General features: G+C 42.7%; 13 protein-coding genes. 1 reads left to right on the top strand and 12 read right to left on the bottom strand.

The features are described from left to right. From QUB24_RS06900 to QUB24_RS06865, 8 genes are all read right to left on the bottom strand, one after another. Positions 1-1,567 (bottom strand): NACHT domain-containing protein (locus QUB24_RS06900; RefSeq protein ID WP_333151833.1); only part of this gene is annotated, 1,567 nt, incomplete at its 3' end. A gap of 294 nt (positions 1,568-1,861) precedes the next feature. Next, positions 1,862-2,290: a hypothetical protein gene (locus QUB24_RS06895; RefSeq protein WP_333151831.1), complete on the bottom strand. Its 429-nt coding sequence runs from the start codon at positions 2,288-2,290 to the stop codon at positions 1,862-1,864. 340 nt (positions 2,291-2,630) lie between these two features. After that, positions 2,631-3,587, bottom strand: a complete 957-nt coding sequence (holA, locus tag QUB24_RS06890; RefSeq protein ID WP_333151828.1) for a DNA polymerase III subunit delta — start codon at positions 3,585-3,587, stop codon at positions 2,631-2,633. Then, entirely contained in the window at positions 3,584-4,999 is a 1,416-nt protein-coding gene (gene dnaX / locus QUB24_RS06885; RefSeq protein WP_333151826.1) for a DNA polymerase III subunit gamma/tau, read from the bottom strand. The genes holA and dnaX overlap by 4 nt, the downstream gene beginning before the upstream one ends. 364 nt (positions 5,000-5,363) lie before the next feature. Further along, on the bottom strand, positions 5,364-6,869 hold the full coding sequence (gene dnaN, locus QUB24_RS06880; protein WP_333151824.1) for a DNA polymerase III subunit beta: 1,506 nt from the start codon (positions 6,867-6,869) through the stop codon (positions 5,364-5,366). Between the two features lie 405 nt (positions 6,870-7,274). Continuing rightward, positions 7,275-8,702 carry an AAA family ATPase gene (locus QUB24_RS06875; RefSeq protein WP_333151822.1) on the bottom strand — a complete coding sequence of 476 codons (1,428 nt, stop codon included), beginning with the start codon at positions 8,700-8,702 and terminating at the stop codon, positions 7,275-7,277. Positions 8,703-8,875: 173 nt separating this feature from the next. Next, positions 8,876-9,256, bottom strand: a complete 381-nt coding sequence (locus QUB24_RS06870; RefSeq protein WP_172186651.1) for a hypothetical protein — start codon at positions 9,254-9,256, stop codon at positions 8,876-8,878. A gap of 201 nt (positions 9,257-9,457) precedes the next feature. Further along, positions 9,458-10,693 carry a hypothetical protein gene (locus tag QUB24_RS06865; RefSeq protein WP_333151819.1) on the bottom strand — a complete coding sequence of 412 codons (1,236 nt, stop codon included), beginning with the start codon at positions 10,691-10,693 and terminating at the stop codon, positions 9,458-9,460. 206 nt (positions 10,694-10,899) lie between these two features. On the opposite strand from QUB24_RS06865, the gene QUB24_RS06860 reads away from it, so the two are divergent. Further along, on the top strand, positions 10,900-11,493 hold the full coding sequence (locus tag QUB24_RS06860) for a hypothetical protein (RefSeq protein ID WP_333121257.1): 594 nt from the start codon (positions 10,900-10,902) through the stop codon (positions 11,491-11,493). A 362-nt stretch (positions 11,494-11,855) separates the two neighbouring features. On the opposite strand, the gene QUB24_RS06855 is transcribed toward QUB24_RS06860, so the two are convergent. The 4 genes from QUB24_RS06855 to QUB24_RS06840 form a co-directional block, all read right to left on the bottom strand. Then, on the bottom strand, positions 11,856-12,710 hold the full coding sequence (locus QUB24_RS06855; RefSeq protein ID WP_333151816.1) for a PRTRC system ThiF family protein: 855 nt from the start codon (positions 12,708-12,710) through the stop codon (positions 11,856-11,858). After that, positions 12,676-13,314: a hypothetical protein gene (locus QUB24_RS06850; RefSeq protein ID WP_333151815.1), complete on the bottom strand. Its 639-nt coding sequence runs from the start codon at positions 13,312-13,314 to the stop codon at positions 12,676-12,678. Before QUB24_RS06850 ends, QUB24_RS06855 begins: the two co-directional genes overlap by 35 nt. 61 nt (positions 13,315-13,375) lie before the next feature. Further along, positions 13,376-14,083, bottom strand: coding sequence for a prokaryotic E2 ligase family D protein (locus tag QUB24_RS06845; RefSeq protein ID WP_216670293.1), 708 nt, complete (start codon positions 14,081-14,083; stop codon positions 13,376-13,378). A gap of 66 nt (positions 14,084-14,149) precedes the next feature. Then, positions 14,150-14,506 carry a DUF3768 domain-containing protein gene (locus tag QUB24_RS06840; protein WP_332946642.1) on the bottom strand — a complete coding sequence of 119 codons (357 nt, stop codon included), beginning with the start codon at positions 14,504-14,506 and terminating at the stop codon, positions 14,150-14,152. Positions 14,507-14,557: the final 51 nt, after the last annotated feature.

Genomic DNA, 14,557 nt, shown 5'->3' with positions numbered 1-14,557 from the left:
CATTTCCCACTGCTATTTCACCTAAAATATTGGCAACACTCCTACGGGTATATTCATCATAAGTTTTATCGAGCAGTTGGATTAAACGGTTGATTACCTCCTCATTTCCCACTGCTATTTCACCTAAAATATTGGCAACACTCCTACGGGTATATTCATCATAAGTTTTATCGAGCAGTGGGATTAAACGAGAGATCGTTCTTTCCCTATCGGTTTCTGCTAATACTGCCTCTGCCCCTTGTCTAATTGCTGCAATAAAAGGAACGCAACTCCATTTAACAATTTGACTAACAATTAGATCAGCAAAACGACTCTCCTTAAACTCAGGAATTATTAGCCCCCCGAAAAAATAAGCACGATACTCATAAAAACCTCTATCCACTTTCTGATAACCCCACCTTTTCCGATAATTCCAACTGCCACAACCATCATCAAAATTAATCAACTTTTCAATAAACGCCTCTTTCTTCTCCTTCTGCACATTCTCCCGCCCAAACCACAGCAAAATCACCTCTTTCCACTGCTTCTCAAAAATCCGATAAGTACCTAAACTCGGATTATCTGGCCCATGATGCAAAAAATAACCCCAATCATCCACCGCCAACGCTGCAAAATACTCCTGAAACGTCGGATGATAAAACGCATAAACCCGCTCATCGGGATTTTCTACCGCCACCCCCACCAAATTCAACCAACCCAACTGCAACGCCAACCGACACAAAGGCTCATCAGTTTCCCCCAAAACCTCCGTTAACAAACCTTCCCTTAACCGAAACCGAGACTCAGATTGCTCCATCCCCCGCAGCGCCAACCTTCCCAACCCTGCATTCAACTCCCGTCGCTGCTTGGATTTCGTGGGAAAAGCCTCCTGCTTCCACACATACAGCGCCTCGGCAAACTGCTCATAAAGCCCCGCCTTCGTTTCCGGCAAACCCCCCTGCCGAATTTGCCAAGCGCGACACAACAGCGCCAACCGCAGGGGATTTCGCACCGTATCCCGAATCCGCTCTTTTCCAGCTTGGGCTAATTCTGCCAGCAACCGCTCCCCTAACTCTCCTTGACGCGCAAACCAGCGTTGAATAAATTGCCCCACCCCCTCCGGGTAGTCAAAATCGAGATTGCGATAAACATCAAACCCTTCCAGGGTATTTTTCCCCGCATCCCAAACATTCTGGCGACAAGTCAGCACCGCTCGCCCTTGGGCAACCCATCCGGTAATCTGAGCCGCAACAGTCGCCAGGGGGTTGCCACCCGCCGCCATTTCATCCACTCCATCCAGCAAAAGCCACACTCGCCCACTGTTAAACAACAACGCCAGCGCGTCTTCCATTTCCGGCGTTACCCGCACCGCACCCAGAGCATCCTTAAGCCACTTTTGCAACAGATACTCCTCAACACTTCGCCCCTGCAAATCTGCCAAAGACACCCAAATTGCCACATCCTGCTCTGTTTCTGTCGCTACCCATTGGGCAATTTTCTGTAACAGCGTCGTTTTTCCTGCCCCCGGCTCTCCCGTCACCGCTAACCTGCGCCCTTGACTTTTCGGACTTTGCCCCTGTTTCAGCACTTGCGCGAAAAACTCATCATTTTTATAGGTGCGGGTGACTTCTTCATACTCCTTTTCTGGCTGATAAAATTGGGAACCTTCCTCTGGCGAAACTTCCCCAGAGCGTTTTTCCTTCTTTACCCGTTCAACTAATCCCAGAGGTATATAAATATCATCAAAAGCAAACTCTACCCCGTTGCCAGTGGTGAGGGGATTTGTTGTTAGTCGTCGTTGCTTTGCTAAAGCTTCTTGACAGACTTCGTGCCAGTCAATATTGGGAATCGACTTTGCCCGGTTCCCATCGGGCGAGTTCAGTCAATTATTAATGGTTAAGGTGCTGTTATTAAAGGTATTTCCTTGCAATACCTGTTTGATCTCATCAGCTAGTTTACTATTATTAACAATAGAAGGGTTAGCTCTGAGATGAGTCTCAATTTTTTGAATATAGGGATTGATTTTAGGTTCCTGTTGCCCTAATTCCGCTAACTCTTGAATTTGTGTCCATAATTCGGGTCGTTTTTCGGCTGCGGCTTGAATATCGGGAATGACTTGACTATAATTTAAAGGCCGATCGGGTGTATGTTCAATTGCCGTTACTGTAGTGGGACTTTCTTGGTTAAGATTTGTTAAAAATTGTTGCGTTTTTTCAACACACATCTCACCGATTTTTTCACCTGTTTTCTCTAAGGCTTTCGTTCCCATGACTGTTCCTAACGCTAACGCGGCTGCCAATAAAGGTTCCATAATCTTAAAATATAGATAAAGAAAACTATTTCTGATTGTAATATAACATATAAAAAATCGTCAAGTCATCGGCTCTGTGTCTCATCGCTGGTCTTCCCCAAATTTTGAATCGCCTGTCCTTTAGTTTTTCTTAGGAATACTCTTGGGCATATTTGCTTTAATTGCGATCGCCTAACAGGAATAGTAATGTCAGTTGCGATCGCACCCGCCATTGCATTGCAGCACCAGTAGTCGCTGTTGGAGCATTAATTTGGTGGTTAGCGCGTGATTAATTCTCGCTAAAATACCGATCGAAGCGGTCAATGAAAGACTGCCGAATTAACTCGGCAGCGCTTTCCTGTTATTTAAGGTGAGTGAGTTGAGTGATGCTGAGCAAAGCAGGCAACATCGAGTCAGGCTTATCTCCTGTTTTGAGAGCAATTTCTAAATCAAACAAAATGGAGAGCGATCGACTTAAGGAGTTCGCAGATACTTCCTTAACCTCCTGCTTAAGGAAATACAGCCGTTTCGGGTTACTAATTCCGCACATACTAGCAATTTCGCTATCAGAACGTTGTTGGTCGGAATTGATAGTAGCTTTTACCCACAGCCAAGTTTTAAACTGAGTTTGGAGAGTGGCAATAATTGCTAAAGGAAACTCTGCCCGAGATAGCAATTCATCAAGCACCTTAATTGCCGCCACTGCTTGACCTTTTAAAAGAGCTTCGGCAAGTTGAAAACAGTTGGCTGTGGTAGCTGGAACGAGGATTTTAGCAGCTTCTTTCGTAATGCGAGCGCCTGCTGCATAAATGGCTAATTTCTCTAGTTCACTGACTCTTCTAGCAGAATCGTTGCCAATCGCTACCGCTAGATAACTGCCAGCATCTCGGGCAATTGAGAGATTCATCTGTTTAGCAGTAGCAGCGATCGCACTTTCAATCAAATCGGTACGCCAAGGAGGAATGAGAGTAAACTCCTTGAGGTTACCAAACTGCAACAAATGCTTGACTACCTTGAGCCGTTTGTCGATAACAGCAGCAGTGAAGACTAAGTGCGTTGTAACAGGTAATTGGGGCAAAATTTGCAGCAATTCTAGCCCCATTTCTCCAAATTGCTTGAAATCGCAATTTTCAACGACAATAAGTTTGTTTCCACCGCCGAAAGGAACTGAAGCAGCAGCAGAGAGGGCTGCATCCAGGGAAGAAGCATCGAAGCGGTGGATGTTGAAATCTCGCCAGAGAGGATGAGTTTGAGTCTTAAACTTTTCAACTTCTCGTTCAATTGCGTAGGTATCATTCCCAATTAGGATGCTAATCATGCTGCTAACTCTTCCTGTTGTTTGACAGTTACAGTAACAGAGCGGCCTAAAGCTTTAGTAACGATCCGCTGCACGGATTCAAGGTGACTCTGAAACTTATTCGCGTATTTTCTTTCTACTGCTAACACACATGAATCAGCCGAAAGTTCGGCAATTTGAGCGCGGTTTAAGAGGCTACGATTGCCTGGTTTCGCTGCTGCTACTACTTGCGCCCAAGTTGTCTCAAAGTCAGGAGAATCTGCCTCTATTTTTTGAGGACTTTTATCAAAATTGTCAGGCTGATTAGATGGGAAAGTTGCCGGCAATCGCGTTTCGGGGGCAGCGGGTTTGCTTGACAGCATCAAGTTCAGCAGACAGACTTCTAACCAAGTAGCAGCATTGGTGCTAGTTCTCAATTGAAATTCTGATTTTTGCAATTGTGTACAAGCCGCATCAATTGTTTCAAAATCGAGATGAAGAGCGAGCGATCGCAGTTGTGAGTAGCCTACTGGCCCTGCAATTAAATTCTGGCAGTGGCGCGTTGATTTGACAATGAGCAAATCTCTCATTGCTGCTAGCAAGCTGCTGAGAATAAGTTTAGGGGTTTTGCCGCTGTCAATGAGCGTTCTCGAAGATTGCAGTACGCTTAGGGTATCGCCAGAATGAATGGCTTTGAGAAGGGCGATCGACTCTTGCTCGCTGATACTGCCAGATACTTCTGCAACTTGAGTTAGGGTAATCTCTGAGTTTAGCAGTGAAAGCTGAGAAAGTAATTGTAGAGCATCTCTTAACCCCCCGTCACAGGTACGAGCGATCGCCCGCATCGCCTCACTTGCGATCTCAATAGATTCAGTGGAGCTAATTTTGTGCAATTGTCCGATAATAGCATCAACTGACAAGGCTCGGAAGTTAAAAGTTTGGCAGCGGGAGATAATTGTCGGCAGGACTTTATGTGCTTCAGTCGTACAGAGAATAAACACCACATGAGCCGGAGGTTCTTCAAGGCATTTGAGGAGAGCATTTTGAGCGCTGGTACTGAGTTGGTGGCACTCGTCTAAAATCCAGATGCGGTAAGGGCTCATCGCTGGCGCAAAGTTGCTGTGTTGTATTAATTCTCTGGCATCATCCACGCCATTGTGAGAGGCCGCATCGATTTCAGTTACGTCTAAGCTTGAACAGGAGTCAATGGTTTTGCAGCTTGAACATTCTCCGCAAGGAGTGGCGGTTGGCTTTTTGCTATTCAAACAATTGAGGGATTTAGCAAGAATGCGAGCGGTTGAAGTTTTGCCTGTTCCTCTGGGGCCAGTAAATAGGTAAGCTTGAGCAATTTTGTCGGAGGTGATGGCATTGGTCAAGGTTGTTTTGATGGTGTCTTGACCCACTAATTCTTGTAGGTTTTTGGGGCGGTATTTGAGGTGCAGTGGTTGGTACATTTTGAGTCGTTAGAATACTTCTGGTAACTATTCCCCGATAGGGGAGGCATGCCTGAAGTTATGCCATTTCTCAAAAATCTTGCTACAGAATTGTTAGCTTTGTTTGTGGGCTCTGTTTGTCAGGTGCGGCTCTGTGAGATTGTTTGTCTAAATTAGGAATTTTTAATGGCGACACACCCTACGGCTACTATTGCATGAGTCTTGATAATTAGTATTAATATAAGTTGTTGGTGCGACAGTATTGAACACACTTGTAGATAATTTTTATGTTAAAATAGGAATTTAAATTATCCTAATTTATACAGTAATAGGCTCCGAATTGGGGCAGGAGAGGGCATCAAATTTAGATGCCGCTCCCCACCTTTTATTCTTGCGGAGCGATAATGTATTCGCACTCTAAAGCCTCTGTACCCGACGCTGGTATTCCAAACGGTGCAATCAGTATGGGAGCCGTAGGAGTTGCCATTAACATCCGCAAATCCGAACTAGAAACAGCTTTAACTGTATCAATTAAATAGCGGATGTCGCACTTGATCCGAAAGTCACAACCGAATAGTTTGGCATCAACTATCTCAGTACCAGAACTGAGAGTATTATTTAGTGAAATTCGCACTTGTTGACTATCTAAATCGAATTCAAAAATTGCTGTAACATGGGACTTATCGCTGTGAGAAGCTAACCGCTCTAAGGCTTTTAAAAAGCTGAGCTTCTCTACCACAATTTGATGGCTAAGTTCATGCCGATAAGGAGCAATAATCTGGTCGCACTTCGGGTATTTTCCTTCTAATAACTGCGCTGTCAGCCGCCAATTGTTCCACTCAAAAGCAACAAAGTTATTGCTATTGTCAGGCTCAGTCTCATAGTAAATAGCTACTCTGTCAGTGGGATTCAAAGTCCGCTCTAATACCCGGAGTACCTTAGTGGGTACTGTAAATTGCACGTTTCGAGTGTTCAAAATATCGGAATCACTGCTTTCACTGAATCCTACAACCATTGCTATCCGATGTCCGTCTGTTGTCCAAACTCTCAATTGAGAAAGTCCCCTTTCTGCGTCGTGGCTTAGTTGAAAGTTAGCTCCAGTTAAGATACGTTTGGTTTCTTCAGAACTTACAGCAAATAAGCTGGCTTTGAGGACAGCAATTAACACGCTAGCAGGAATGGTCACAAGTTTTTGTTCAAGGCTCTTGATAACAGGGAATTCGTCCGCAGTTAGCCCACGAATGACGTGCTTGCTCCTTGATGCAGTCAGAGTGGCACTGACTGATGGAACGTCACTTCCTTTGATAATTTCCCAAGAACTCTTTAAGGTAACGCGACTTTTCGGAAATTTTCCGAGAATGTCTGCGAGTATGGTTGCAGGGAGAGTGAGCTTTCCAGATTGATTGATATTAGCTTCAAAACTCGCTTGTATCCCAAATTCCAGGTTATAAGCAGTTAAATGCAATTGTCTAGTTGCGGCATCTGCTTCTATGAGAATATTGGATAAAATGACATGGTTGTTATTGCTATAAATGCTGCTTTTGAGAGTTTGGATGTAATCATTTAATTCTCTGGCATCACAGGCAAATTCAACGATTGAAGGGGAAGGGGAAGGAGAAGGCTCCGGCAATGTCTCATCGTTTGATTTAGCTCCTAAATCAGAAGCATCTGTGGCTGAAACTGGTGTATATTCTGTGGATTTTTCAGAGGGTTCTACTTGTTCTGAAAGTGCTGTTTCCGGTTCAGAAGTTGAAGAACCTTTTGTGATTTTTGTAACAGATTTTTCAGCCTTAGCGGAATTAGTCGCTGTTTCAGGAGATCGTTTTTTCTTGGTTGCTCTCTGTACTACTTTTTGCTGAGGGGGTGTTTCTGTAAGTCTAGATTTTGCCATAATTAGTTGTGTGTCAGAAGTTCGATTTGCCGCTGCGGTAGCAGCACTCGCGAGCGGTGGCTGAAAAAAGAGAGTCGAAGTGTGGAAAGAGTGGAACCAATATGGTTGAGAGCAGGTGGATTATTGTAATTATTTTTTAACAATTAAAGGTAATAATCAACCTTTATTTTAGGATGATAAATTTGAGCTTGTTGATTAATAAAATCGTAATCTAAGTAGCAGTTTTTGGGAGTGCATCTTGTCGAAAAAAAGAGAGCGAAGCATTCCGGCATATAAGTTATTGGTGAACGTCTTATATTTACGGAGGTCATGCTTCGCCCTACTGATATATTATTCTAAGTGAGATGTCGCCTTTTTCACAAACCGATTTATTGCTATTTTCTCCCTACTTTCTACTGCCTATCATCAAAAGTTACTTGAACCAGATTTAGTTAAGTATCCTAATGCAAGTTGAACTCGGGATGAAATTGGAGGAACAAATAGTATCCGTTGGCGGCAGCGACTCGTTCCGACATACAAGAGGCGGTGGTATTCTTTAAGTTTCTGTTTGCTGCTCATTTCTTTTCCCACCAATAGCCGAGTCAAAATGTCATTAATGTCCAAACCCACTTCATCAAAAGTGCTGCCTTGAGAATTGTGAATAGTCAGGGCAAAGCAATTGTCAATTTCGGCAAATATGTCGTCCTTAAACCAATAATACTTGCGCCATAAAAATCCGCTGCGCTTGGCACTCTTGAGTTTTTCCTTAAGTTCAGCCTGGTAGCGTTTATTTTCGGATTCATGCAGCACAAAGATTTGCCGAAATAAACCGTCATCGGTCACAATCTTTAAAAGCCATACTCGATAGCCGTAGTGTTGGCTCGTTTCAACTTCTTTAATGGTAAATTCAGTTGAAGTGGGCAAAATAACGGTCTTACCATCAGGGGCCATGATTGGTTTCTTAGTAATCAGCCTTTCTCCCGGTATGAATCTGGGGGCTGTTTGACCGTAAACTTGTTCTCGGAGGGCCTGATTGTAATAGTTGACTTGCTTGTTTGTCCAGCACAGAATCCGAAAGCAGTCAGGGTTGGAAGTGAATTCGCGCTTGATGGTTTTGAGGGCGTATTGCAGGAGTGTTTCTGGCTTAACTTTGAATGCACCGTTAGATTTGTTCCCTTGAGTGTAGGTAGAATGTGGCAAGAACATATCGGTTTTATTCTTGACACAAGAACGGCATTCGGTGATGAAGTCGAGGACGGGACTTTCTCCAGCTTGCCTGACAACTTCGGTTAGCATAGTTTTATTGGTAATGCTGAAGACAGGCGAGCGTTTTTCTCCGACGGGGTTAAGCTGAGCTGGGTCGCCCATGAGAATTAATTTGCGGTGGTTGAACAGGGTACGTTCAAATCTACGCTCAATCCAAGACCATAATTGAGTTCCAACCATCGAACATTCGTCAAGAAAAATGATATCGTAGAGGTGGAGGTAACAACAGCTTGTCTGTTCTAAGACTTTCTCTTGTTCTTTGCGAACTATGCCTAAGCCTAAAAGTTGGTGTATTGTCAGAAAGTCTACTCCGAAAATACCTTGAGAGGCTGCCATTTTTCTGAGAATACCGACGGCTTTGTTAGTAGGTGCAGTGAGGACAATGCGCTTGCTTTGAGCCAAGAGTTCTTTGATTAGAAGAAAAATAAGTGTGCTTTTTCCTGTGCCTGCATAACCGCAGAGCAAAAAGAATGACTCAGTGCTGCTTGCAAATGTTCTCAATTTGTCGAGTGTTTGCTGCTGTTGTGGTTTGAGAGTGAAGGGAATTTGTTTAAATTCCTGCGGTCGTTCTAGTAAGGTTTGAATCATTATTAGTGCTAGATAATAACTCTATCGCCTCCCTAATAAGCGTTAGCTTGAGTGCAAGACTGTTTCACGAAGCAGGTTAAATCAACAAAAAAAAGGCGATAGCGCTCTGGTACACTAGAGGGCGATCGCTGATTTATTTGTTGATTAATAATATGAACAGTGGTTGTTGGTTTTTAAACAATAACAACTTTGGTCTTCTTAACTCGCTTGATATTAGCTACTGTTCCTTTGCTTTGTCCGTCCCAGATGGCTAGTCCGTAATCACAATGCGAACACATTTGGATGTCGCGAGCGCTATAGTTTCCGGGAATGCCAATGGTGGGATAACCAAAAGTATTCCTAGGTTTGCCATTGCCGCTAAATAAGGCATAGTAAACCAAGACTTTCTGGTAATTCTTAGACTGCAAATACTGCTGAACTAAGCTATCAATACCAGAAGCATCACCGACTATAACTTCAAATCCTAGTTCAATGATGCGATTGAGAGATGCGATTGCTCCTAAAGGCAATTCATTAATGGAACGACTACCGGAAATCATTACTGTTTTGTTCATGCGATCCTGGAATTGTAGGGTCAAGGGTGAATTGAATAGCACTCAAACTCAAAGATTGTTCCTTGAGTTGATATTTACGACTAGAAAAAATCAACATTTTATGCCATTAGGCAATTTATATTTTGGATTAGTAACAGAGTTGTTTATCGCATTTACACTGTCATAAACTAGCCAATTATATTTGATTTCCCATTTGTTCCATCATCTTGGCATCTTTTCTAAATCAAATTCAGCAACTTTTCGGAGAGTTTCTAAGCGCTTACTTAAAGTTTTATGCCGGGGAGATTCTACAGCGTATTCGTATTTAGAGCCTGTATGTTGAATATCTGGAACTTGGCAATCAATTAAGTTGCTAAGGTAGCCGACTAGCTTTTTGACAGGTATTAGCCAAGCCTTAGCTAACGCTTTAGTACGGAACCCAATCCAAGCTCTAAAGTAGGAGCCGTCTTCGCTAATCTGATAAGCCACATTGGGGGATAATTTAACAATAGATTCGATACGAGCTATACCCAAACCTTTGAGTTCGGTCAAACTGTAATTTTGGATTTCTCCGCTGTTCCACTCGATTTGGAATGGACGTAGATTTTCAACGTTCAAGCGTTGGACTGTCCCCCTTTGTTGAACTCCTTCTCGGCATTTTAAAATGTAATCTCCCTCTTTAAATCCGTATAATCCTTGTTTCTTGGCTAGGTTTTCTAGGTGCTGCTTCCAGGTTTCTTCCCAAGCTATGTTAAAGTCGAGAAGTTCGTAATTTTCTTCGCTCAATTGTCGAGCCAGTTTTTCTTTGAATTGCTGTTTTTGAATTGGCATAGCGAATTCTAAGAAGTTGTCGGGTATTTCGAGAGCTAAATACGTCTTAGCTCGGATTTTGAGGTCAGCAACAGACAAACTGCGAGCGACTTTTAACTGCTGAGGTGCAGGAATATCTATGGTACAACTTGTCGGGAAGCCTGGAAACAAGTTAATGGGAAAGAGATAAGATTGGTCGAGAGTCGAGATGAAAATGTGGTGTTCAGTCAGCGATTCTACTTGGAAAATAGTTGTGTTACTGAATTGTACCTGTTGCGAATTAGCAAGTACGATGGTTGTGCAAGCTGGAAGTTCTCCAGTAGTTTTTTGAGGAATAAACTGAGGCACAAGGGAGATTTTGAGGACACGAATTTCATCAAGTGTATAATTCCAAGAAAAGCTGTCTTCGCTGTTACTAGCATCCCAGGTAATTCTTACAGGTCGATCGGTTTGATTTAGAGAAGTGACAGTACCGTAATGCTTACCAGTTTTGATGATATCGCCTACTTTAAAGGGAAGTTGATCGGAAGGATGCGGAGTGAGAAAAGGGAAAATTACCGCTACCACTTCTTTAACTTCACTGGGGGGAGTGTTGTCAGATTTAGAGCAAATATTTGAGAGACCGATTAAAGCGGTGTTAGAGTCCATAACCTTTGAGAAGTTAATTTTTTTTCAACTTCTCCCGTTAGGGGGTATCTTCTCGAACAGAAGCCTAAAACTTTCTAGTTTTCGCTAGCATCTTTGGTGCATATAAAGCAAATTTAGGCTTTATTTAGGCTTTAAATTTGTTTAAGTCCCGCTAGATATATCGCCATGCTGTCAAGATCACGATATGGAAAACTAAGCGAGCAAAGATGCCCACTTCTGAAAAAATTGCTGCCGCCATAGAGACGATAGACCACTTGGTAGCTTGGCTACAAGATACCGGACTGAGTGCGTCCGCGATCGCCCAGTTTAAATTCAACTCGCTGGCCTCTATGTACCCAGAACTCAAAGGGGTAGCAGAGACGGCAAAACAACTGATTGGTGCAGCTTCCCCTTTGACAGAAGTTGGGATGACAGTAACGGAACTAGCAGCAATACTCACAGATAACTTAGAGTGCAAAATCAAGCCAGATTTAGTCAACAAAGCTCTAGTTTCATTGGGGTATCAAGAGCGTAATGAAGCCAAGCGAATTTGGATACTGACACAAGCCGGCTCAGCTCATGGTATTTCCTTGCTGGCTACTTCAACAACAAACAAATGGAGTGGTTCTCAAATAAAGTGGTATCGCTCTCTAATTCCCATCTTAGAAGAATACTTAACAAATACAGGAATTTTAGAGAATGGCAGCAGTAGCGATCTCACTGCAATACAAGATACAGAACACTCTGAAATTTCCGAAAAAAGCCTTGCATCAATTACTCAAAATGGTAACTCTCCTAGTATTGACTACTCTCAGGGCTGAAGCACCTGAGTTTCCCGCGTATCGTGAGGCTCTATGAAAAGAAAGCAACTTGGACAGTGCCTGAGCGAGTCAAGGTCTGGGAAATTACAGTCAATCCTAGTCAGATTGAGCTGATTCAATCCTTTGCCGACGATGCCTACACGAAACGCTACAACTCAACACAGTATTAAACCAAAAAAAATCTTAATAAAGTTAGCAAAATAAAGGGAAGGGGAAGGGGAGGGTAAAGGTGTATTGTTCAACCTTTACCCTCCCCTCTACTCTCTCAGATTTTTCAGATGGGTATGAGGGCTATGTCCTTGATTTTATCAAGCTTTTGACGGGGTTGTTATCCCGTTAGGTGTAGCTAACCAGGATTTGTATCAAGTACAACTAAACTTTATGAGAGATGAACAACTGATAAATTCTGAGCGCATAGAACCAGATTTAAGGTTAAGGAAAGTGGCAAAATTACGCAAGTCCTTTGTCAAACTGAGGCGGAATAGATAGTCAGTAACGATTGAGGCAATTGTTTGATTAATTGTGAGACTCTGAGCGTTAAGATTAGCCAACTCAGCACAAGATAAATGGGTATTTCCCAATTCTTCAGGTCGCAATTCTATCAAATTGGGGCATTGTAAAACAGGAGAGGGAAGCGCTCCCATAATGCCTGTTTTCTTGAACTTATCCAGGTGCGGAGTTAGCTCTTCAAGGCTATTATGGCTGCCCAGTAGAATTTGACCGCTATCAAAGTTATTGCCAGCATCAAGATACCAGATTCTAGGAATCTCAGCGTGGCGGTTATTCTCTAGCGTTTTGCCCAAGGAACGGCGAGCAGCACTATTGTCAACGCAGCCAATGATAATTACCAAATCATTCCAGTATGATTTTACCAATTTGGGGTCAAAATAGTCAGGAATTGCACTAATTTCTAGCCCCCAGGTAAGATTGTAACGCAAGGCAAGAGTAGTGGCTTTATTCAGTCCAAGTTCAGATTGACAAAATCTCTGCCTCCCCAAATTTTTCCCTTCCACAATATCGGGATCTACAAAGGTAATATTGACATTTTTCCCAACTTGTTTGAAAACGTAAGCTAATCGTGCTAAACTTTCAGCTACATAAGAGCCAGTGCCGCCACAGCCAACGAGCCATAAGTGAAGGTGAGAGTAATCTTTGAGAAGGAGAGGTGTGGAATTTGCGTACTCAAAGTCGAGGTTTAAGGGAGTTTTGGTAAGCATCAGTGATAAAATGTGGATCTTCAAATACAGAATTAGCTTTAATTAAGCTATAGTGTCCGAAAATTCCGATTCTCACTAAAATCTCAGGAGTCAAGGTATTAACTTTACCCAAGACTGCATAGAGGCGAAAACCCCGCTCATCAGCATCATCTGTGCTGCTAAAGAAAGCAGGCAATTCTGCGTGAGAGTGGCACTCAATTAAAGCAGTTGAGTAGGATGAATTGTCAAAAGGCTGGCAGCTCGTTCGTGTAGTCAATTGGACTGGAATTGTCAGTTGCCATTGATTACTACTGTCAAGGGATAGGTGAAATAAAATCTCTGTGAGATTGCCACTGCTATCTTTGGTGAATACAGCTTTTGTCAATATAGAAAGTAGCAGTTCTGATGGTACTAAACGAGTCTCAAGGTGCAAGTATGGTTCTATAGGTGGCAACCCTTTGATAGTATTGGGCGTTGAATTTGCAACAGGAATCATGGCCTCTAGTCCGGGGCGAACTGAACGCACAAACACGCCGTTAGAGGCTGTAACGTATTCGCAGAATACCCCAGTAGCAATGGGAGGCAAGGGAATAGAGGCATGAATGTGGTTAAAAAGTTTTAGCATTAACTTAAACTTTGTGTTGAACAATAAATATTGAGTGCAGTCCCTACATAGAAGTTTTGATTTAGGTAGGGTTAGCAATCAATAGGAGGTGTTGCACTAAAGAGTCAATTGAAGGACTGTACCTCACTTCAACTAAATCTTTAACAGGATAGGTACGCCTTTTTCTCAAGGCTAAACTTTTCAGATGTTCTCTGACATCTTGGGGAAACTTTCGGCTTTTTTGGCTTGATAAGTCAGCATTGAAAGGAGTGGTTATGAAGCTCTGCCAAGCAATATCAATGGTTTGAGTTGAAGCAACAGGTGGAGTATTTTTACCCCAGCAAATTAAACCGTTTGGATGGATGTTTGGTAAAGGAGTGTGGTAAGCTTTCGACTCTGGGTTGAAAGTAGCAAAATCAGTTGCAAATACCCAATATTGAGTGTTTTGTCCTACAAATACCAAGGCAGTTAGTGGAATAGTAATGGGTTTACTCTCATCAAATTGGAGGTTATATTGGGCAGGAGATATGAATTTTACTACCCAATTTCCTTGAGAGTTAGTTCCCCACCTTATGACTCCTGGGGGCATCCAATCCGTATCAATCGGCTCGTGAGAAAATGCAGTTCTCAAACTGACAGAGGAGAGTAGTTTGTAGTGTTCCTTTGTTCCTTCTCGATAATGGAACAGATATTGTTCTTTGATGAACAGTAATTCAGCATCAATTTCTGCTAGCTGTCGGGGAGCTGTTTGCAGAATTTCACGAAAGACTTCTCCTGACAAATGTTGCATAATAACTTGAAATCGATAGAGGTTATGGAGCTAACCCGATAGGTAAGGTTAGCTCATGCTTGAAAATTAATATTCGTTCGACTGCATTAGGGTAGCAACTCTCCAAGTTTTGTCGGGGTCTTCTGGACATTGTGAACTAACTTCCTGATTTTCCAGCCATGCTTTCCTGTCAAAATAATCAATTTTGAAAAAATAGCTTTTACTGTCAAGTTGAATGCTAAGAAAATCTCGTTCTCCGTAGGGGTTGTTGCCAGCTTCAAAGGTGTTAAAATCTCTTAGTAATTGCAGTAACTTTTGTTGCTGTTCGGGAAGAAGAGCTTTTACAGCTTGAGTAATCCGAATTTCACCAATTTTGGTATCTCCTTGACGTAATTGGTCATTAAGACGTGCAATTCTTTCGGCTGTTGTTAGAGTTTCAGTCATAATTAAGGCCTCAATTTCCAACAACTACAACCGCACTAGCGGTTGCTGGTT

Origin of the sequence: Microcoleus sp. B9-D4, assembly GCF_036705105.1 — a bacterium.
In the GTDB taxonomy this organism is placed as follows: domain Bacteria; phylum Cyanobacteriota; class Cyanobacteriia; order Cyanobacteriales; family Microcoleaceae; genus Microcoleus.
Note: the sequence above shows the minus strand (reverse complement) of the source record. Positions and strands in the feature narration are given on the sequence as shown.